We start from the raw sequence: 20,170 nt of genomic DNA on the forward strand, positions 1-20,170 counted from the left end.
ATGAACTGGGTCGCGTTTTCGGAGGTCCTTCGGAACTTCGCACTCGCGGCCGCTGCCTGTGTTGGCGCTATTCTGGCATGGCGTCAGCTTTCTCCGGCGTCATTGCAGGCGAGGTCGGCTTCGACGCAGGCCACGCTGGCTCGCAGGGCTCATGTGACAGAATTGTTCAACCGCTCGGTTGGACAATTGCGCGATCCCAATCTTGAGGTTCGACTGGCGGCGATATACGTCTTGAGGGAGGTCGCGAAGGACTTTCCCGATCTGTCGGACCCTGTGTTCGATCTTTTGCAGGCATTCCTGAGAGCAAGCGACACAGAGTATGGAGACGATGCTCCGCCTATCGACGTGCAGGAGATCATGAAAATGCTTCGAAGCAGACTGGGTGACGCATGACGCAGGCACGATTGAACGAACAACCGCGACGCGTTCTGGACATTCATGGCGCTTTCATCCGCAGAACAGATTTGAGCGGCGCTTCACTGCGCGGAGCTAACCTCGCCGGCGCCGACGCAGCGAACGCGATGTTTCGAGGAGCCGATTTCGCTGGCGCTTCCCTGCGTGGCACGAACCTGCGCGGGGCCGATCTTTCCGGCGCAAAAAATCTCACCATAGAGCAGCTTTCCGAGGCGATCATCGACGGGTCGACGATCTTGCCCGATTATCTCGACCGAGCTTCGTTCAACCTTTCCTGATGCAGCTGGCTTTTTGCTCCAGCATGACCGTTTAAGAGAACCCATGTCCTACGATCTCGTCGTCATCGGAACCGGCCCCGGCGGTTATGTCTGCGCCATTCGCGCCGCCCAGCTCGGCCTCAAGGTCGCCGTCGTCGAAAAGCGCAAGACCTTCGGCGGCACCTGCCTGAATATCGGCTGCATCCCGTCCAAGGCGCTGCTGCACGCTTCCGAGATGTTCGAGGAGGCGAGCCATACCTTCCCGAGCCTGGGCGTTGTAGTCGGCACGCCCAAGCTCGATCTCAAGCAGATGATGGTCCACAAGCAGGAGACGGTGGACGCCAACGTCAACGGCGTCGCCTTTCTGCTCAAGAAGAACAAGATCGAGCCCTTCATGGGTACGGCGAGCATCCCCGGTGCCGGCACGGTCGTCGTCACGGATGCTGACGGCAAGACGCAGGAGCTGGAAACCAAGGCGATCGTCATCGCCACCGGCTCGGAGGCGACCGGCCTGCCGGGCGTCGCGATCGACGAGAAGACCGTCGTGACTTCGACCGGCGCTCTCGAACTGACCGCCGTTCCCAGGGAACTGGTGGTCGTGGGGGCGGGCGTGATCGGGCTCGAGATCGGCTCGGTCTGGAGCCGTCTCGGCGCCAAGGTCACGGTCGTCGAATATCTCGACCGCATCCTGCCGGGCATGGACGAGGAAATCGCCAAGCAGTTTAGCCGCATCCTGCAGAAGCAGGGTTTTGAGTTCATCCTCGGCTCCAAGGTGACCAAGGTCGAAACCGGCAAGAAGGGCGCGACGCTCACTGTCGAGCCAGCGGCGGGCGGCGAGGCGAAGACGCTCTCGGCGGATGTCGTTCTGGTGGCGATCGGACGCCGTCCCAACACCGAGGGGCTGGGGCTGGACGCAGCCGGCGTCGCCACCGAGCGCGGCCGCGTCGTGATCGACGATCACTTCAAGACCAATGTCGCGGGCATCTACGCCATCGGCGACGTGGTGCGCGGGCCGATGCTGGCGCACAAGGCCGAGGACGAGGGCATGGCGGTCGCCGAGATCATCGCCGGCAAGGCCGGGCATGTGAATTACGACGCAATCCCGAGCATCATCTACACCGCGCCGGAAGTCGCCGCGATCGGCAAGACCGAGGAAGAGCTCAAGGCCGCGGGCGTCGCCTACAAGATCGGCAAGTTCCCCTTCACCGCCAATGCCCGCGCGCGCGCCATGCGCCATACCGACGGCTTCGTGAAGTTCCTGGCGGATGCCGCGACCGACCGCGTGCTCGGCTGCCACATCATCGGCCCCCATGCCGGCGACCTGATCGCCGAGGTCACCGTGCTGATGGAGTTCGGCGGCTCCTCGGAAGACCTCGCCCGCACCTGCCACGCTCATCCGACGCTTGCCGAAGCAGTGAAGGAAGCGGCGCTCGCGGTGGACAAGCGCCCGATCCATATGTGAGGGATGGCCGTCATTCTCGGGCCGCGCGCAGCGCGGACCCGGGAATCTCTTTCAGGAAAAGGCGCCTTCTCGTCCTGAGATGGTCGGGTCAAGCCCGACCATGACGCGCTCTACCCCCGCCTGGCCTCGAAAGCCGTCAGCGTGTTCCTTAGCAGGCAGGCGATCGTCATCGGGCCGACGCCGCCGGGCACGGGCGTGATCGCACCGGCGACCTCCACGGCTTCCGCGAAATCGACATCTCCCGCGAGCTTGCCGTCGGGCATCCGGTTGATGCCGACATCGATCACGGTGGCGCCCGGTTTCAGCCAATCGGCCTGGACGAAATGCGGGCGGCCCACGGCTGCGACGACGATGTCGGCGCGGCGCACCACGGCTGCAAGATCACGGGTACGCGAATGCGCGATCGTCACCGTGCAATCGGCCTGCAGCAGCAACTGCGCGACCGGGCGGCCGACGAGTTCGGAGCGTCCGATGACCACCGCTTCCAGTCCGGCGAGCGTCGGCAGCACCTGCTTGAGAAGCAGAATGCAGCCCAGCGGAGTGCAGGGAACGAGGCCGGTCTTGCCACCGGCGAGCCGGCCGGCATTGATCGGGTGGAGCCCATCGATATCCTTGGCGGGGTCGATGGCGTCAATGATGGCGCCGGTGTCGATATGCTTCGGCAGAGGAAGCTGGACCAGGATGCCGTCGACGGCGTCGTCGGCGTTGAGGTCGGCGATCTTCGCCAGAAGGTCCGCCTCGCTCGTCTCGGTCGGCAGGCGATGCGCGACCGAGTTCATGCCGACCTCGACGGCGAGCTTTTCCTTGGAGGTGACATAGACGCGGCTCGCCGGATCGTCGCCCACCAGTACGACATGCAGCCCCGGCACGAGGCCGCTCCGGGCCCTGATCGCCGCGACCTCGGTGCCTATCTCTGCTCTCAAAGCGGCTGCGGCGGCCTTGCCGTCGATGATGTGCGCTGGCTGCGGCATGGCGGTCCTCGTCGGCTTCGCGAGCCGCCCTCATGCGCGATCGGCCGCGCTGCCGCAAGCCGGGGAACGACACGAGCTGCACCGTTAGCGATGTGGGCCGAGGCCTTTTTTCGCGGTCCTTGCATGACGCATTTCCAAGTATCGTCACCAAACATCTCGGTGCGACATGACGCCGTGACCCGCACGTGTCATTACGCTGTCATCAACGCAAGCGATTTGGCAGCCGGCGAAACGTTTCCCGACCCGATGCAAGGACTGGCTCATGACCAAGTCTCTCGAGAAAAGCGTGGGGCGCGCACTGCTCGTGGCCGCGCGGCTGCATCGCGCCCGAATGGGCGAGAGGCTGAACGCGCTTGGCCTCTTCCCCGGCCAGGAGCAGGCGCTGAAGGCGCTCCAGCCGGCGGCGATGACGATGGGCGAACTCGCGACGCTGCTGCGCGTCAAGCCGCCGACGGTTTCGAAGACCATTGGTCGGCTCTCGATGCAGGGGCTCGTCGTCCGCGAGGGTGGCAGCCGCGACGGCAGGCTGGTCCAGGTTGCGCTGACCGAGAACGGGCAGGCGATGGCAGCCCAGCTCGATGCGGTCTGGAATCAGGTCGAGGAAGAGCTGCTCGAAAAGCTCGACGGCAAGGAACGCAAGCAGCTTCGCAGACTGCTGCGCAAGGCGGCCAAGGGTCTCTCCAAGGCCGGCGCTGAAGCTGACGAACCAGAGGCTGATGGCGACGAGGCCGATAGCGAAGGCTGATTTGCGCATGGAGCGCATGTCTCCAAACGCTGGCATTGCTGCTCAACTCGGTTAAATCTGGCTTCGTCATTCCTTCAATGCATGACGGACGAGTCTTTGCCCGCCGCCCCCTCTCACCATCCGGAAACGGGTCGCTCGCGCCTGATCGCTATCGGTCTGATGTGCAGCGCTGTGCTGTTCTTCGCGCTGCTCGATACCAGCGCGAAGTGGCTGTCGGGCTATATGGATCCGGTCCAGGTTGTTTTCGCCCGCTATGCCGGCAGCATGGTGCTGGTCTCGCTTCTGCTCAACCCATGGAGCCGTCCGGGCATCCTGCGGACGCAGCGCCCTTGGCTTCAGGCGGTCCGTTCCCTGCTGCTGCTGGGCTCGACCGCCCTGAATTTCTTCGCACTCAAATATCTGCAGCTCGCCGAAACCGTCTCGATCATGTTTGCCGGCCCGCTCTTGGTTGCGCTCGTCGCCGGGCCGCTGCTGGGCGAGTGGCCGGGACCGCGCCGGCTGGCCGCGATCGCGGTCGGCTTTTGCGGCGTTCTCCTGATAACGCGTCCGGGCTTGGGCGGCATGCATTCGGCCGCATGGCTGAGCGTGCTCGGCTGCGTCTGCTACTCGTTCTACTCGCTGGCGACGCGCAAGCTCGCGGCATACGACCCTCCGGAAACCACGATGGTCTATTCAGGCGTTGCCGGCACGCTCGCCATGCTGCCGCTGATCCCGTTTTTCTGGTCGATGCCGCAGAGCCCGCTGGTCTGGTTGGTAATGGTGGTGATGGGCGGGCTCGGTGGCTTCGGCCACTGGCTGCTCATTCTGGCGCACCGGCTGGCGCCAGCGACGGTGCTGGCGCCGTTTATCTATTCGCAGATTATCTGGATGATCGCGCTCGGCTGGTTCGTCTTCGGCCAGTTTCCCGACCGCTGGACCTTCGTCGGCGCCGCCATCGTGATCGCATCGGGCCTGTATCTGCTCTATCGCGAGCGGATCCGGGCGGTGCCCGAAGGATCCGCCCGGCTCGATTGAGAGAATGCCCATGACGGCGCAGGTGGTTTCGGTCAGCCGCGATGACGGCCATCGCTTCAGCAAGAGCGTGCAATCCTCGATCCGCCTGCTTGCCGGGCTCGGTATCGAGGGCGACGCTCATTGCGGCGCAACGGTGAAGCATCGCTCCCGCGTCGCCGTCGATCCGACGCAGCCCAATCTGCGCCAGGTCCATCTGCTCCAGGCCGAACTGCTCGACGAAGTGAACGCAGCCGGCTTCGACGTGGCCCCTGGGCAGATGGGAGAGAATATCCTGACCCGCGGCCTCGACCTGCTGCGGCTGCCGGTCGGAGCCCGGCTGCGGCTGGGCGCCGACGCGCTCGTCGAGATCACCGGCCTCCGCAACCCCTGCTCCCAGATCGAGACCTTCCGCCCCGGCCTGCTCGCCGCCGTGCTCGGTCGCGATGCCCACGGAAAACTCGTCCGCAAGGCCGGCATTATGGGGATCGTGCTGGAGGGGGGCGAGGTCGGTAGCGGAGCTAAAATCCAGCTCACACTGCCCGAGGGGCCGCATCGCGCTCTGGAACGTGTCTGATGATCTTCACGCGAATCGAAAGCCCGCAGCCTTTATCGTCATTGCGAGCGCAGCGAAGCAATCCAGGGGGCGTGGAGCACGCCGCTCTGGATTGCTTCGTCGCTGCGCTTCTCGCAATGACGATGATTGCGTTCGTCGGCCTCAACGGCCGTTCGTCAGATGAAACTCACATCGGCCGCTTCGGGGCCCTTCTTGCCGGCGCGGATCGAGAAGCGCAGCCGCTGCCCATCCATCGGGGGCTGCAGGCCGCTGCGGCTGAGCGACGAGACATGCAGGAAGACGTCAGGACCGCCCTTGTCGGGCGCGATGAAGCCAAAGCCCCGTTCGGTGTTGAAGAACTTCACGGCCCCGTCGAAGGGGCCTTCCATCGGGCCGCTGTCGCGGCTGGCAAAGCCGCCACGGTCACCCCGGTCGCCATAGCCGCTACCGCCGCCGCCATAATCGTTGCCGCGATCGTTGTAACCACCGCCGCCATAACCGCTGCCACCGCCGAAATCATCGCGCGGCGGTCGCGGCGAGAACCCGCGGGGACCACGATCCGAGCGCGGCGCGGCGGGCTGGGCGGTCGAGGCATCGATCTCATGGACCGCGACGACCTGCAGGCCACGCCGTCCCTCGCCGAGATCGGCGATGATGGTGGCGCCGGGCTGCAGGTCCTGCTGGTCGAGCGGGCCGAGCGCCGAAACATGGAGAAAGACGTCGCCGGAGCCGTCGGCGGGGGAGGCAAAACCAAACCCCTTCTCGGGGTCGAACCACTTGACCTTGGCTTCGATATTCTCGTGGGTGACGAAAGGCTGGGCAGCGGGGGGCTTGCGACGATCGAACATGGAGCTTCAAGACGAGAGTGACCGGGAAACCGCAATCTAGCGCAAGCTTCGCCAGTCGTCATCGGGGACAAGAAAGGAAATTGTCGCGCCGAAAGTCGCATGCTCCGCGGCCATCGACGACTCAGCCGGGCTCGTCGCAGCGGATCATCTGGACCTTCTTCGGCATCTCGCCGACCGCCGGGACGAATTGCCCGCTGGCCGGATCGAGCAGCATCAGCACGCCGGTCGCCACCGCAAAATAGGCCCCGTGCAGTTGCAGCCGGCCCTTGCCCTCGAGGATCTGGACGCAGGGGAATGTGCGCAGATTGGCCAGCGATTGCTGGATCGAGGCGAGGCAGAGCCGCTCGACATAGTCGTCGAAGTTCTCGTTGCGGCCGCGCCCGCCGCTGCGCTGCGCGGCGGGGCCGATCAGCGTGATCCATTTGCCGATGAAATCGCCCGGCGAGAGAGGCTGCTGCGTGTCGTCGGCGAAGGCGCGGATGCCGCCGCAGCGGCCATGCCCGAGCACGACGATATGCTCGACCCTGAGCGCCTGCACCGCATATTCGAGCGCAGCCGAGGTGCCGTGCAGAGTGTCGTCGGGCGAGAACGGCGGCACCAGATTGGCGACGTTGCGGGCGACGAACATTTCGCCGGGCCGTGCGTCGAAGATGATCTCCGGCGAAACGCGGGAATCGCAGCAGCCGATCAGCATGATCTTGGGCGTCTGGCCGTCGGCGAGTTCTTCGTAGCGCGACTTCTCGCGGTCGAAGCGATCGTCAAGAAAGGCGCGGTAGCCTTCCGTCAGGCGTTCGGGGAACGGGGCTGCTGGCGTGTCCATGCCCCTGTCGAACAGGACGCGCGGGCTTTCGTCAAGCGCATGTTGCACCGCAACCCCTGCCGGCCGGTCAGGTCGGCCCGAGCCGTGCCTGCAGCCTGATGAGAAGCGCCGCGCCATCGCCCGATACAACTACGGTCTTCAGCCGCGCGGAAGCGCCGGCGACGAGCGATATCCGCGATCGCGGCAAGTCGAGGAGATCAGCTAGAAACCTCATCAGGGCGGCATTCGCCTCGCCGTCGCTGGGCGCTGCCCGGACGCGCACTTTGAGCACCTGACGTCCGTCAGCCAAGGTGTCGAGGCCGTCCAGCCCGTCGCGCCCGCCACGCGGCGTGAGCCTTATGGTCAGGCGAAGGCCATCCTCGGCGACGGTCCAGGCCGGAGCGGCCATTCGGCAGGTAATTCGCCTCAGATCACGATCGGATAGAGATAATAGACGATGATCCGCTCGATGAAGAAGATGATCAGCAGCAGGATGATCGGCGATATGTCGATGCCGCCGAGATCGGGCAGCATCCTGCGGATCGGCCTGAGCGCCGGCTCTGTCACCTTATAGAGGAAGTCCCAGACGGCGGCGACGAACTGGTTGCCCGTATTGACGACATTGAAGGCGATCAACCAGCTCAGCACGGCCGAGAGGATCAGGATCCATGTGTAGATGTTCAAGGCGAGCATCACCACATCGAGAACGGCACGCATCGGCATTCCTCTTGTCGTCTTTGGGAGGTCCGCGCACCGCCACCGCCTCGAGCCCAAATAGATGGCACGGGCGATTGACATTCACGCGACGCACGGCCTAGAAGGCCAGCGCCTTCGGGGCTGTAGCTCAGATGGGAGAGCGCTGCAATCGCACTGCAGAGGTCAGGGGTTCGATTCCCCTCAGCTCCACCAGGCCCCTCGGGGTGCATGGTGGAGGCTCGGCCATCACCCGTTTTACGACTGTTGAGGCGCCTGATCGCTCACCGTGACGATGGCGCCACGCTGCGTCGGATAACTGCAAGCGGCGACATCGGTCTGGCTTCCGGCGCAGGACAGCGTTGACGTGATCAATGAGCGGTCCTTACCCCGGGGTTTCAGCAATCCTGTCTGCAGCGGAACAGATGAGTGCGTTTCGCAGTTGAAGCTCTGTCGGGTGTCGAAGCCACGGGAGAGGCGTCATGATGCACTCCACCAAACTGCCTGATCCAAATGTTACCGGCGCGATCGTCGGTCTGCTTGCTTCGCTGGCGCTGATCCTGGGCGTGATGGTTCTCTGACCGGAATGCCGTCGCGCTCGCGGCAGTTCGCGCAGGTCGGGCTGTCCGATCTTGCAGCATCGTCGGCGGCGTTGTGCCGGAACGCGACCGCACGTCGGCCGTTATTTGAAGGCGGAGGATGTCATGCTGATAAGGTCCCAACTGGAATATGCCGTCGCATTGGCCGCGATCGCCAAGCTTGAAGGGCTCCCTCCGGCCAGTCCGGAGCGCGCCCGCCTCCCGGAGATCACGGAGGCCATCGAAGCCTGGGAATGCGTCAATCGCATCACGGCGTCCCGGCCGGTTCTCGACCCTGCCTATCGTGCCAGCCAGGACGTACATCTGTCGAGGTGACGGCTGTGCCAATCGCGATCAGGGCGGCCAAGGATGTGAAGTCGTGATGGTGACGCCCCAACGTTCGATGACCGCCCAGCCATTCGCTGGAACAAAAATGCCGGCTATACGTTGTGCGGTGCTGCCCTTATGGCAAGGCGCAGCGTGCTGCCGAGATGAACCAAGATGAACACCGATGATATGCTGGTCGGCGATCGGTATCGGTTGCTGATCGATGCCGTGACCGACTACGCGATCTACATGCTGGATCCGGACGGTCTCGTGGCGAGCTGGAATCCGGGAGCCCGGCGTTTCAAAGGCTATCGGGATCACGAGATTATCGGGCAGCATTTTTCACGCTTCTACACCGAGGAAGACCGGGCGACATGCCTGCCGGCGCGGGCGCTCGAAACCGCGGCAAAGGAGGGGCGATTCGAGAACGAGGGCTGGCGCGTCCGCAAGGATGGAACCCGGTTCTGGGCTCATGTGGTCATCGATCCGATCCTGCATCCGACAAGCGGTCGCGTGCTGGGATATGCCAAGATCACCCGGGATCTGACCGACCGCAAGAAGCAGGACGAAGCTCTGCGACAGAGCGAACAGTCGTTTCGGCTGCTGGTTCAAGGGGTTACGGACTACGCCATCTACATGCTCGATCGGGAGGGCATTGTCACCAATTGGAACGCGGGTGCCGAACGGATAAAAGGCTATCGGCCCGAGGAGATCATCGGCCGGCATTTCTCGGTCTTCTATACGCAGGCAGATCGGGCCCGCGGCGATTGCGAACGGGCTCTGGCGATTGCGCGGGAGTCCGGCAGCTTCCAGACGGACGGCTGGCGGGTTCGCAAGAACGGTGAACGTTTCTGGGCCAGCGTGGCCCTCGACCCGATCCGCGACGACACGGGGCAGATCATCGGCTTCGCCAAGATTACGCGGGACATGAGCGAACGCCGACAGGCTGAGCAGGCTCTCGAAGTGGCGCGGGAAGCACTTTACCAATCCCAGAAGATGGAATCGCTGGGCCAGCTCACCGGAGGCATCGCGCATGATTTCAACAATCTGCTCAATGCGGTGGTCGGTAGCCTGGAATTGCTTCGCAAGCAGGTGACCGATGACAAGCAACTGAGCCTTATCGGAAACGCCCTGAAAGGGGCGACGCGCGGGATCACCTTGACCCAGCGTATGCTTGCTTTCGCGCGAAAGCAGGAATTGCAGCCCAAAGCCGTTAATATTTACGAGCTGGTCGCGGGCATGACCGATCTGCTGAGCCGGTCGCTCGGTCCGTCTATCGAGTTCGATACCCGTTTCCCGGCGTCCCTGAAGCCGGCATTCGCCGATCCGAACCAGCTCGAGCTGGCCATCCTGAATCTCGCGGTGAATGCCCGCGACGCCATGCCGTCGGGGGGCAGGATCACGATCTCTGCCAGCAATGAAACGATACTCGAAAGTGTCCAGAATAGCCTGGCAGCGGGAAATTATGTCCGGATCGCTGTTGAGGACTCAGGATTTGGCATGGATGCCGAGACGCTTGCCAAGGCCTCCGAGCCCTTCTTCACGACCAAGGGCGTGGGCAAGGGCACCGGCCTCGGACTGCCGATGGTTCTGGGAACCGCCCAACAGCTTGGCGGCCGCCTCGATCTTGCAAGCCAACCCGGCAAGGGCACGACGGCGACGCTCTGGTTGCGCGCCAGCGAGCCGGCGGCTGCCTTGCCTGCGGAGGACAGACTGGACGTCGATGGAGGCGGCGACAGCCCGCTGTCAGTTCTTGCCGTCGATGACGACGCGCTCGTCCTGATGAACACCGTGGCCCTGCTGGAAGACCTTGGCCACACGGTCGTCGAAGCCGCCTCGGGCCAGGAGGCTCTGAAACGTCTCGAGGAAGGACAGATTTTCGATCTGATCATCACCGACCATGCCATGCCGCACATGACCGGCGGACAGCTGATTGCCGAGGTCAGCCGGCGCTGGCCGGACATCCCGATCATTCTGGCGACGGGTTATGCCGACTTGCCAGATGGACTTCAGGCCGGGGTGAGGCGTCTTGGCAAGCCGTTCTGGCAGTCCGATCTCCAGAAGGCCATCGCTGACGTCACCGGTGCCTAGCGCCCGAATACAGGCTGACGCTCCTGCACCAGGCTGCGAAAAAAAAGCATCCGGCACAGTGCCCCATGGGAACGTAATGACCGGCCGGCCGTATAACTCACGCAACTGCGGAGGCGCGAGGGCAGCGATGGCAAACAATCTCGGCATGGCAATACTGGCGGCAATCCTGTCGCTCGGGGCAAATCAGGCATTTGCGCTGACCGCAGAGCAGATCAACGCGGTGACCTTTGCCGACCGGCCTCGACAGTCCGGTGAAGGGGCCGACCCCTTCATCGTCAAGGCGCAGGTGCTGCTCAGCCGGCGCAGCATTTCTCCCGGCGTCATCGATGGCGTCGACGGCGAGAACTTTCGCAAGGCGGTCGCACAGTTTCGCCGCCAGGAGAAACTCGGAGATGTAGAGGACATCGACGCCCAGGCTTGGCTTAAACTCGGCGGCGACACCACGACGGATATCATCGGCGAGTACCGGCTATCCGAGAAGGATGCCGGCTATGATTTCGCCGACTCGATCCCGCGCGACTATGCCAAACAGGCGAAGATGAAGCGCCTCTCTTACACCAGCCCGGAGGAAATGCTCGGCGAGCGCTTTCACATGAGCGAGAAGCTGCTGTCCGCGCTGAACCCGCGCGCCGATTATTCGCAAGCCGGCAATCCTCTGCGCGTGGCCTCCGCTGCGCGATCGCTCGAGGCCGGCAGTGCGCGGCGGATCGAGGCTGTCAAGAGCACCGGGATGGTCGTCGTCTTCGGGGCCGGCGATACGATTCTCGCGAGCTACCCGGCAACCATCGGCAGCGAGGATACGCCGTCTCCGGCGGGCGACTACACGATCGAGCGCATCGCAAAAAATCCGAACTATACCTACGATCCCGAGAAGAATTTCGTGCAGGGCAAGAACACCGAAACGCTGGTCCTTCCGCCCGGTCCCAATGGCCCGGTCGGGACGGTCTGGATCGCCCTGTCAAAGCCGACCTTTGGCATACATGGCACGCCCGAACCCTCGCGGGTCAGCAAAACGACGTCACATGGCTGTGTGAGATTGACCAACTGGGACGCCGAGGAACTCGCCAGTCTGGTGAAGCCGGGAGTGCCGGTGCGCTTCGTGGACTGACCCTCGATGTCCCGCCTCGGTTCCCGCCTGCTCTGTATGCTGCTGCTTCTGGCCGCATCCGCATCGGCGGCACGGGAACGTTCCGACCGCATCGGAACGGCGGCAAAATCGCCGCCAGCCACCATCATGGCGCCGCTGCCTCCGGTGAGGCCGGCGGAGTTGAAGCCCGTCGCCGGTCCGGAAGCAGACGACGGACCCTCTTCGGCGGAAAATGGCCCGACTGCGCCCTCAGCCTGCATGAAGACATTCGCCGAACGGGGCGGCATCGCTCTTCCTCTGACAGCTGATCACGGCACCGGCGAGTGCCGCGTCGAGGAGCCGGTCACATTCCGCCAGATCGATATGCCTGACGGCTCCCGCGTCGAGATGGATAGCGCGATCACGGTGCGCTGTGCCTTCGCGCTCGATATCCTGGCATGGGTTCGCGACGACCTGCCGGCGATCGCTGCCCGGGAGAATGGCAGGATAGGCAAGCTGGTCGGCGTCGGTGGATATGCCTGCCGGCCGCGAAATCGGGTTGCGGGTGCGCAGATGAGCGAACATGCCGTAGGCAACGCGCTCGACCTGGGCACATTGCGCCTGCAGGACGGCAGAACCATTGCCCTGACTGGCGGCGACGCTGCATCTCGCGCCAGTCGCGAAGCCCTCCGCAAGAGCGTCTGCGACAGGTTTACGACCGTCCTGGGGCCAGGCTCCGATGCGTCGCACAAGGATCATCTCCACCTCGATATGCGTCAACGCCCGCGCGGGTACCGCATCTGCCAGTGGACGCTCGACTGACGAAAATGCAGCGCTCGCCGGCATTGAAGCAGGCGCGTGGTTCTAATCGGAACTTCTCTGTCGCATCACCGTTCTGCTTTCATCGCGTCGACGTGACGGGCGAAGGAGGGCGAAATGAACGGAATCATTTATCTTGTCGGATTGGTCGTGGTGGTTCTGGCCATCCTGTCCTTCCTCGGTCTGCGCTAGGAGGGCTGGCACCATGTCCCTGGCAAACACAGACGTCGTCGTCGTCGCGCCTCCGGCCGCGCGAACTCATGACGGTTCATATCTCGAATGGAGCGCGATCGCCGGAGGCGCGGTTCTCTCCGCGGCGATCTCGACACTGATGACCACCTTCGGGTCGGCGCTGGGCTTGTCGATGGTCTCCGCCGAACCCGGTCGCTCGACAGGCCTTGCCGCCATGGCGATCGCAGGTGGCATTTGGGCACTCTGGATCGCCGTCTCGGCCTGCGCGGCCGGCGGCTATCTTGCAGGGCGTATGCGCAAGCCGGCATCCGATGCCAGCGTCCATGAGCGCCAGGTGCGCGATGGCGCGCATGGCCTCGTCGTCTGGGCCGTAGGTGCGTTGCTGGTGGCGATGATCACGAGCTCGACCCTGGTCGGCGCCGCCAGGACCGCCGCCAGCGGTGCTGCAGCGTTGACGGCCGGCGCCGGTACGCTGGTCAGCCAGCAGGCCGATCCTCTGGCTTCTGCTCTCGACAGCGTGATGCGGTCGAACGGGGCGACGCCGCCGACGGCTGCGGAGCGGGACGAAGCGTCACGGATCCTCGTCGCCGGACTGGCCAACGGCAAGATCGAACAGGCCGACCGCGATTACGTCGCGTCGCGCATAGCCGCGCGGATGAACATCCCCGAAGCCGAGGCTCAAAAGAAGATCGATGAGGCCTATGCCAAGCTAAACCAGGCGAAGGAGACCGCCAAGCAGGTGGCCGAGCGCGCCCGCAAGACGGCAATCATCGCCGCCTTCCTGACTGCCGCCGTCCTCCTTGTGGGAGGTGCCACTGCCTGGTTCGCCGCGCAGCTCGGCGGCAAGCACCGCGACGAGGAAATGGATCTGACTGGCATCTTCGGATCCTGATCTGGTCCCGTGCCGGGCGGCGGCAACGTCGCCGCCCGGTGCAGATGACGCGACCTCCTGAGCTTTACGGGATCATGCGCCCGGGACGAGTTGGCGCATCGCCTTACGCGCCCGCCTGCGTCGCGTTCGGGAAGAACAGCTGCTGACCCTCGATCTTGTAATCGGCGATCGCCTTCTGGCCCTCGGGGCTCGTCAGCCAGGTCACGAAGGCCTGCCCGTCGGCGATCTTCACATGCGGGTGCTTGGCAGGGTTCACCGCGATCACGCCATACTGGTTGAACAAGCGCCGATCGCCCTCGACCGCGATGACGAGATCGCCCCGGTTCTTGAACGAGATCCAGGTGCCGCGATCGGCCAGCACATAGCCGCCCATCGCACCGGCGCTGTTGAGCGCGGCGCCCATGCCCTGCCCGATCTCGCGATACCAGCCGCCGCGCTTGGCATCGATGTCGACGCCGGCGATCTTCCATAGCGAAAGCTCGGCCGCATGGGTGCCCGACTTGTCGCCGCGCGAGACGAAGACCGCGCTTTTCTCCTGAATCTTGACCAGCGCCGCGGCGATATCCTTCGTACCGGCGATCCCGGCCGGATCGCTCTTGGGGCCGATCAGCACGAAGTCGTTGTACATCACAGGCTTGCGCTCCAGCCCGAAACCATCAGCGACGAAGTTCTCCTCCTGCGCCCTGGCATGGACGAAGACGACGTCGGCATCGCCGCGGCGGCCGGTGTCGAGCGCCTGCCCGGTGCCCTGCGAGATCACCCGTACCTCGATGCCGGACTTCACCTTGAACAACGGCAGGATATAGCTGAACAGCCCTGAATCCTGCGTCGAGGTCGTCGAGGACACGGTGATGTAGCGCGTTCCCGCCGCAGCGGGCGCGGATGCGGCAGGCGGCGCGGCTGTCGTGGTCTGCGCAAGCGCAAGACCCGTCAGCGCAACGGAAAAGCCGGCCGCCAGCAGCAGGCGTTTGGTCATCGTCATGGTCGTCTCCTCAAGTTTCTGGGGTTTGCAAAAAACCTCACCAGATCAGGTCTCCGGCAATAAAGGAGCGCGCCTCGGCCGAAACCGGCCCATCGAAGAATGTCTCGGCCAGCGCATCCTCGATCAGCCTCCCGCGATGCAGAAAGAGCACGCGGCTCGCCAGCCGCCTGGCCTGGCCGAGATCATGGGTCGACATCATCACCGTGATGCCCTCCGCCACGAGCCCCGACAGCAGCGCCTCGATCTGACGGGTTGCCGCAGGGTCGAGCTGCGAGGTCGGTTCGTCCAAGAACAGCAGTTCGGGCCGCAGGCTCCAGGCACGGGCAATCGCCAGCCGCTGCTGCTCGCCGCCCGAGAGCAGGCGCGCCGCCTGCCCGGCCCGATCCGCCAATCCGAAGCGCTCCAGCGCCGCCTGTGCGCGCTGGCGCCGCTCCACACCGCCGACGCCAGCCGCAGCCAGCGCGTGGACGACATTAGCCTCGACCGAGCGGCGCAGCATGATCGGCTTCTGGAACACCATGGCATGGCGTTTGGCCCGGCTCGCGGAGCCCGCCGCCCAGTGCACCGCCCCCGCGCTCGGCGCGAGCAAACCATGGCAGAGCCGCAGCATCAGCGATTTGCCGGCGCCGTTGGGACCCAGCAGCACGGTCAGGCCGCCCGCCGGTATCGAAAAGCTCGCATCCGTGACGAGCTCGCGCCCCTCGGCGGCGAAGCAGACGCGGTCGAGATGTAGCGGCAGGATCGAGGCTACGTCACGCATGGCGCTCATCCGGCATAGCGCGCGCCGATCCGGCTTGCGCCGAAGGCGACCGCGTTGATCGCCAACGTCAGCGTCAGCAGCACGAGGCCCAGGCCCAGCGCCAGCGGCAGATCGCCCTTGGAGGTCTCCAGCGTGATCGCAGTCGTCATCGTGCGGGTATAGCCGGCGATGTTGCCGCCGACGATCAGCACCGCCCCGACCTCGGCGCTGGCGCGGCCGAAGCCCGCCAGCAGCGCGGTGGCCAGCGCGAAGCGCCCGTCGAACAGCAATGTCGGGATCGCCCTCATGCCGTCGAGCCCGACCGAGCGCAGATGGTCGCGATACTCGGTCCAGAGATCCTCGACCGTCTGCCGGGTCAGCGCGATCACGATCGGCAGCACCAGCAGGACCTGCGCGACAACCATCGCCGTCGGCGTGAACAGCATCCCGAACGACCCCAGCGGGCCCGAACGCGAGAGCAGCAGGAACACGATCAGCCCCGCCACCACCGGCGGCAATCCCATCAGCGCGTTGAGGCAGACGATGACGACCGCCCGGCCCGGAAAGCGCGCCAGCGCCAGCGCAGCACCGAGCGGCAGCCCGATCACGGCGGCAATCAGCACGGCGGTCAGCGTCACACGCAGCGACAGCCCGACGATCGCCAGGAAGCCGGGATCGAGCCCGGCCACCAGCCCGAAGGCCGCCTGAAAGATCGCCCCAAATTCCACGATGCTGATGCGCTCCTGCCGTCGGCACCCTGCAGACACCGTCGATTTCTAGAGTTCAATGCGACCAAATGCCAGCTTCGGAGCGGATGCGACCGTCGCGCTCCCGCACGGCGCCTCTTCGGCCCGCGGTTTGCGGCGGGCGACGCTGAAGAAAGTCCGGTTCAAATCGAATCAAACCGCGTCGACGCGTTAGAGGAAATCTTCAGACACTATGGTAACGTCCCTGGATCGGCACCGCGAAAGCTCCGCTCACGCGTGGCCGGCAAGTGCAGTGCGTGGAGATGGTACAGTTGAACGCTCTCCTGACCCAACGGACCCTGCGGCCATGAACGCCTCACCCCTGCGCGCCCCGCTCGATCAGTTCCCGGCTGCCGAGCCTGTCCGCTCCGTCGAGGACGGCAGGACCAACGCCGGCTCCGCCGCGAACGACCGCATCGCGCAGCTCGAACGTGAACTTCGGGACGCCCATCGCCGCCTCGCCGAGATGACCAGGCTCGCCTATGTCGACAGCCTGAGCGGGCTGGGCAACCGCCGCGCCTTCGACGACGAGATGCTGCGCACGGTCGACCGGGCCCGGCGCTACCAGATGCCCGCCGTCGTCGCGCTGTTCGACATCGACCGCTTCAAGGAGGTCAACGACCTCTATGGCCACGACGCCGGCGACGCCATGATCGTCGCCATCGGCCAGTGCCTGCGCTCGCAGATCCGCGCCTCGGATTTCGTCGCCCGGATCGGCGGCGACGAGTTCGCCGTCATCCTCAGCAACATCGCCTTCGAGGATGCCTGCCAGCGCGTCGAACTGCTGAGCGAGGCCGTCTGCGCCATCGAATACAAGCTCGGCGGCGAGATGCTGCAGATCTCGGTCTCGGTCGGCACCTCGGCGGTCGAGGCCGACCCCTCCCACCAGCCGCTGCGCGCCGCCGACCAGGCGATGTACCGCCGCAAGCGCGCCGCCCGGACGATCTACAACATCTGAACGCCGGTTTCAGAATTCACCGCCGTCATTCCGGGCGCAGCGCAGCGGAGACCCGGAATCCATGCCCGAACTTTTCGGATCAGCGTTCCGGCATGGCTTCCGTATCGGCGCCACCAGGGCGGCTTGTCCGGAATGACATCGCGGTGGTGTCACACGATTCGACGACGACCTGCGCCCTAAGACGCCTTCGCCACCGCCTGCCGCAGCCGGGCGATCGCCTCCTCGGCGCCGGCCTTGATCGTCACATCCTGTCCCGGCATCTCGCGCTCGATCGTCGCGATCAGCACGGCGGCGTCGATCGTCTCGCGCGCGGCGGTCAGCTTCAGCACGGCATTGGCGATGATGTTGGGCCAGAACGCCGCCCCGCCCTTGGCCAGCCCCTTGGCCTTGCGGCCCTCGAATTCACGGGCGAGCTGTTCGGGGGTCTTCTGGGCCATGGCTGTCGAACCTGTTCGGGGAGTGTCGCCGCTGCCTATCACGAAATGCCGGGCCTGCCTGCCCTTCGTCTTGCCGAGACGCCCTTTCCCTTCTCCTGGATGGGAGAAGGTGGCGCGGAGCGCCGGATGAGGGCCTGCCGCCGGGCGCAAGGGTGCAACGGCTCCGTCGCAGCCTGACGATCAGCGGCGGTCCCTCACCCCTGCCCCTCTCACTGAACTCGGGCCTGCCCGAGTTCAGCATTCAAAGTGTCGAAGTCGGGTATACCCGACTTCGAGGCGGGAGAGGGGTTCCCGGCGTTTCACCTCGATAGGCGCGCGCCAAATCCCCGCCCGCGCTTTTGCGCGTCGGCTGATCATGAGGGGCCAGCGGAGCGCCGCGAGGCGCGGGGTAGAAATCCGCAACCATTGAGCCAGGTCGCGGCGCGGAGGGATTGAGCCACCCTCCGCACGCCCCGTGGCGCTCCGCTCATCGGCGATTTGACGACTCCGGGCCGCGCTTATCGGGATTTCGAGGTTTCGATCTGAAAGCTCGGGTGCCAGTTCGCCTGAGGCTTGTCGCGACCTTTGCCGTCAACTCGTCGTCCCGTCATCCTTATAGCGAGCTCCTCGCGCAGGGGCCGTAGTACCCCAGGGCGGTTCCCGAAGCCTCCCGGGAGCAGGGCGTAACCCCCACCCGCAGGCGCCGCCCCCATCCCCACCAACGGCATACCTCCGGATGGCTGCCCCTCGGGGATGAGGTGGCTGCACCTTAGGGCGAGGGAGAAGCGGCGGGGATTAGTTTCGATGGAAGCACCGCCACTCGCGACTATCGAAAGAGAGAAATAGATTATTGTATAATGTATCATCTTGGAGCAGGGAAGATGATATTATTGATAGTGATATAATGCGGAGGGTCTCATATAAATATAATGTCGATTTTTTCGACAGTCCTAATAGCACTATATCTGAGTATCATCATGAGTATAATTACTTAGGATATGTTTTGTTTGCCTTTTTGAAAAATTTGATAAGCGATATATCTGATTCTGTACCTTCACTTAAGCAAATTATCCAAAGCAGCATTTCTGCTCCGAGCCTCGATACTTATCATTTGAGTTAGACCACTTCCCGCCCGGTTGCCTCTCCACCCACCCTTGACTCCCCCACCCCTCCGCCTTACCCCCATCGACGGGACACGCCACCCCACCGTGGCGCGCCCATCTGTAAGGATGGAGACATCGATGACGAATACGGCTCCGGCCGCGCTGCCGCGCGTGCCCAATTTCTCGTCCGGCCCCTGCGCCAAGCGCCCCGGCTGGACCCTCAAGGGCCTTAGCGGGGCCCCGCTCGGCCGCTCGCACCGCGCAAAAATCGGCAAGGACAAGCTCAAGCTCGCGATCGACCTGACGCGCGAAGTGCTGCAGATCCCGGCCGATTACCGCATCGGCATCGTGCCGGCGTCGGACACCGGCGCGGTCGAGATGGCGATGTGGTCGCTGCTCGGGGCGCGCGGCGTCGATATGGTCGCCTGGGAGAGCTTTGGCGAGGGCTGGGTGACCGACGTCGCCAAGCAGCTGCGCCTGACCGATGTGCGCACCATCACCGCGCCCTATGGCGAGCTGCCCAACCTGAAGAAGATCGACAGCAAGAACCGCGACGTCGTCTTCACCTGGAACGGCACGACGTCGGGCGTGCGCGTGCCCGATGCGAGCTGGATCGCCGATGACCGCGAGGGGCTGACGATCTGCGACGCGACCTCGGCGGCCTTCGCCCAGCGCCTCGACTGGCCAAAGCTCGATGTCACCACCTTCTCCTGGCAGAAGGTGCTCGGCGGCGAGGCGGCCCATGGCATGATCGTGCTGTCGCCGCGCGCGGTCGAGCGGCTGGTCACCTACAAGCCGGCCTGGCCGCTGCCGAAGATTTTTCGCATGACCTCGGGCGGCAAGCTGATCGAGGGCATCTTCCAGGGCGAGACGATCAACACGCCCTCCATGCTCGCGGTCGAGGATTATCTCGATGCGCTCGGCTGGGCGAAGAAGGTCGGCGGGCTGGACGGGCTGGTGAAGCGCGCGGACGGCAATTTCCGCGTCATCGCGAAATTCGTGCGCGAGAACGACTGGATCGATTTTCTCGCGGTGAAGCCGAAGACGCGCTCCAACACGAGCGTCTGCCTGAAGTTCTCCGACCCGGCCGTGACGGCGTTGGCTCCTGACGCGCAGGCGGCCTTCGCCAAGCAGGTCGTCGCGATCATCGAGAAGGCCGGAGCCGGCTTCGACCTCGGCCATTACCGCGACGCCCCTCCGGGCCTGCGCATCTGGTGCGGCGCGACGGTGCAGTCGCGCGATCTGAAGGCGCTGCTGCCGTGGATCGCGTATGCCTTCGCCGAGGCCAAGGCCGGGCTGGCGAAGAAGGCGGCGTAAGCGCTGCCACCGCTGACGCCCTCGACCTACCCCCTCTCCCCTTGCGGGAGAGGGCTGGGGTGAGGGGTCGCACCGACGCTGATCGCCTTATGTCGCCCCCGCCAACGATTCCGACCTGCACGACCCCTCATCCGCCCCTTCGGGGCACCTTCTCCCGCAAGGGGAGAAGGGGTCGCGCGCCCTGATTCCGCAGCGCCCGTTACGGGCCA

The 20,170-nt window shown here is 64.7% G+C and carries 22 protein-coding genes and 1 tRNA gene; 14 read left to right on the forward strand and 9 right to left on the reverse strand.

From position 1 onward, the window contains the following. The 3 genes from AXW83_RS16105 to lpdA are packed head-to-tail and all read left to right on the forward strand — an operon-like array spanning position 1 to position 2,133. Entirely contained in the window at positions 1 to 393 is a 393-nt protein-coding gene (locus AXW83_RS16105; RefSeq protein WP_236841689.1) for a hypothetical protein, read from the forward strand. Continuing rightward, positions 390 to 692, forward strand: a complete 303-nt coding sequence (locus AXW83_RS16110) for a pentapeptide repeat-containing protein (RefSeq protein ID WP_066615084.1) — start codon at positions 390 to 392, stop codon at positions 690 to 692. The genes AXW83_RS16105 and AXW83_RS16110 overlap by 4 nt, the downstream gene beginning before the upstream one ends. 43 nt (positions 693 to 735) lie before the next feature. Continuing rightward, a complete protein-coding gene (gene lpdA / locus AXW83_RS16115) occupies positions 736 to 2,133 on the forward strand; it encodes a dihydrolipoyl dehydrogenase (RefSeq protein ID WP_066615085.1) in 1,398 nt (465 codons plus the stop codon). Between the two features lie 110 nt (positions 2,134 to 2,243). Here lpdA and folD read toward each other — a convergent pair whose 3' ends face one another. Then, complete coding sequence (gene folD / locus AXW83_RS16120; protein ID WP_066615086.1) at positions 2,244 to 3,104, reverse strand: bifunctional methylenetetrahydrofolate dehydrogenase/methenyltetrahydrofolate cyclohydrolase FolD; 861 nt, start codon at positions 3,102 to 3,104, stop codon at positions 2,244 to 2,246. Positions 3,105 to 3,366: 262 nt separating this feature from the next. Between folD and AXW83_RS16125 the strand changes: the two genes are divergently transcribed. The 3 genes from AXW83_RS16125 to AXW83_RS16135 all read left to right on the forward strand — a co-directional run bounded on the left by AXW83_RS16125 (position 3,367) and on the right by AXW83_RS16135 (position 5,416). After that, the gene (locus AXW83_RS16125; RefSeq protein WP_066615087.1) at positions 3,367 to 3,849 is read left to right on the forward strand and encodes a MarR family winged helix-turn-helix transcriptional regulator; all 483 of its coding nucleotides are present in this window, start codon (positions 3,367 to 3,369) and stop codon (positions 3,847 to 3,849) included. A gap of 96 nt (positions 3,850 to 3,945) precedes the next feature. Continuing rightward, positions 3,946 to 4,863 (forward strand): DMT family transporter, encoded by a 918-nt coding sequence (locus AXW83_RS16130; RefSeq protein ID WP_236841690.1) that lies wholly within the window; start codon positions 3,946 to 3,948, stop codon positions 4,861 to 4,863. Positions 4,864 to 4,873: 10 nt separating this feature from the next. Beyond that, entirely contained in the window at positions 4,874 to 5,416 is a 543-nt protein-coding gene (locus AXW83_RS16135) for an MOSC domain-containing protein (RefSeq protein WP_082767178.1), read from the forward strand. 155 nt (positions 5,417 to 5,571) lie between these two features. Here AXW83_RS16135 and AXW83_RS28110 read toward each other — a convergent pair whose 3' ends face one another. The 4 genes from AXW83_RS28110 to AXW83_RS16155 form a co-directional block, all read right to left on the reverse strand. Continuing rightward, entirely contained in the window at positions 5,572 to 6,243 is a 672-nt protein-coding gene (locus AXW83_RS28110) for a cold-shock protein (protein ID WP_066615089.1), read from the reverse strand. A gap of 121 nt (positions 6,244 to 6,364) precedes the next feature. Then, positions 6,365 to 7,063, reverse strand: coding sequence for a carbonic anhydrase (locus AXW83_RS16145; RefSeq protein ID WP_066615090.1), 699 nt, complete (start codon positions 7,061 to 7,063; stop codon positions 6,365 to 6,367). Positions 7,064 to 7,130: 67 nt separating this feature from the next. After that, positions 7,131 to 7,451 carry a DUF167 family protein gene (locus AXW83_RS16150; RefSeq protein ID WP_066615091.1) on the reverse strand — a complete coding sequence of 107 codons (321 nt, stop codon included), beginning with the start codon at positions 7,449 to 7,451 and terminating at the stop codon, positions 7,131 to 7,133. A gap of 17 nt (positions 7,452 to 7,468) precedes the next feature. After that, on the reverse strand, positions 7,469 to 7,759 hold the full coding sequence (locus AXW83_RS16155) for a YggT family protein (protein WP_066620598.1): 291 nt from the start codon (positions 7,757 to 7,759) through the stop codon (positions 7,469 to 7,471). Between the two features lie 116 nt (positions 7,760 to 7,875). Here AXW83_RS16155 and AXW83_RS16160 point away from each other — a divergent pair. The 6 genes from AXW83_RS16160 (at position 7,876) to AXW83_RS16185 (ending at position 13,700) form a co-directional block, all read left to right on the forward strand. Beyond that, positions 7,876 to 7,951: transfer RNA gene (locus tag AXW83_RS16160), tRNA-Ala, on the forward strand. A 488-nt stretch (positions 7,952 to 8,439) separates the two neighbouring features. Further along, a complete protein-coding gene (locus AXW83_RS16165) occupies positions 8,440 to 8,649 on the forward strand; it encodes a hypothetical protein (RefSeq protein ID WP_156640130.1) in 210 nt (69 codons plus the stop codon). A 165-nt stretch (positions 8,650 to 8,814) separates the two neighbouring features. Then, positions 8,815 to 10,731, forward strand: a complete 1,917-nt coding sequence (locus AXW83_RS16170) for a hybrid sensor histidine kinase/response regulator (RefSeq protein WP_066615093.1) — start codon at positions 8,815 to 8,817, stop codon at positions 10,729 to 10,731. Further along, entirely contained in the window at positions 10,724 to 11,839 is a 1,116-nt protein-coding gene (locus AXW83_RS16175) for a L,D-transpeptidase (RefSeq protein WP_236841691.1), read from the forward strand. Before AXW83_RS16170 ends, AXW83_RS16175 begins: the two co-directional genes overlap by 8 nt. Positions 11,840 to 11,875: 36 nt before the next feature. Then, positions 11,876 to 12,619 carry an extensin-like domain-containing protein gene (locus tag AXW83_RS16180; RefSeq protein ID WP_066615095.1) on the forward strand — a complete coding sequence of 248 codons (744 nt, stop codon included), beginning with the start codon at positions 11,876 to 11,878 and terminating at the stop codon, positions 12,617 to 12,619. Between the two features lie 202 nt (positions 12,620 to 12,821). After that, positions 12,822 to 13,700: a hypothetical protein gene (locus AXW83_RS16185; protein ID WP_066615096.1), complete on the forward strand. Its 879-nt coding sequence runs from the start codon at positions 12,822 to 12,824 to the stop codon at positions 13,698 to 13,700. Between the two features lie 103 nt (positions 13,701 to 13,803). Here AXW83_RS16185 and AXW83_RS16190 read toward each other — a convergent pair whose 3' ends face one another. Genes AXW83_RS16190 through AXW83_RS16200 form a run of 3 tightly spaced genes read right to left on the reverse strand, consistent with a single transcriptional unit; the run spans position 13,804 to position 16,152 of the window. Beyond that, entirely contained in the window at positions 13,804 to 14,682 is an 879-nt protein-coding gene (locus tag AXW83_RS16190; protein WP_210179604.1) for an ABC transporter substrate-binding protein, read from the reverse strand. 37 nt (positions 14,683 to 14,719) lie between these two features. Continuing rightward, positions 14,720 to 15,442, reverse strand: coding sequence for an ATP-binding cassette domain-containing protein (locus tag AXW83_RS16195; protein ID WP_066620603.1), 723 nt, complete (start codon positions 15,440 to 15,442; stop codon positions 14,720 to 14,722). Positions 15,443 to 15,447: 5 nt separating this feature from the next. Further along, complete coding sequence (locus tag AXW83_RS16200) at positions 15,448 to 16,152, reverse strand: ABC transporter permease (RefSeq protein ID WP_168166167.1); 705 nt, start codon at positions 16,150 to 16,152, stop codon at positions 15,448 to 15,450. Between the two features lie 322 nt (positions 16,153 to 16,474). On the opposite strand from AXW83_RS16200, the gene AXW83_RS16205 reads away from it, so the two are divergent. Next, a complete protein-coding gene (locus tag AXW83_RS16205; RefSeq protein WP_066615097.1) occupies positions 16,475 to 17,125 on the forward strand; it encodes a GGDEF domain-containing protein in 651 nt (216 codons plus the stop codon). A gap of 176 nt (positions 17,126 to 17,301) precedes the next feature. Here the strand turns inward: AXW83_RS16205 and AXW83_RS16210 are convergent, their stop codons facing one another. Further along, positions 17,302 to 17,562 carry a hypothetical protein gene (locus AXW83_RS16210; protein WP_066615098.1) on the reverse strand — a complete coding sequence of 87 codons (261 nt, stop codon included), beginning with the start codon at positions 17,560 to 17,562 and terminating at the stop codon, positions 17,302 to 17,304. Positions 17,563 to 18,782: 1,220 nt separating this feature from the next. Between AXW83_RS16210 and AXW83_RS16215 the strand changes: the two genes are divergently transcribed. Beyond that, positions 18,783 to 19,961, forward strand: coding sequence for a phosphoserine transaminase (locus AXW83_RS16215; protein ID WP_066615099.1), 1,179 nt, complete (start codon positions 18,783 to 18,785; stop codon positions 19,959 to 19,961). Positions 19,962 to 20,170 lie beyond the last annotated feature (209 nt).

This window comes from Bosea sp. PAMC 26642, assembly GCF_001562255.1.
In the GTDB taxonomy this organism is placed as follows: Bacteria; Pseudomonadota; Alphaproteobacteria; order Rhizobiales; family Beijerinckiaceae; genus Allobosea.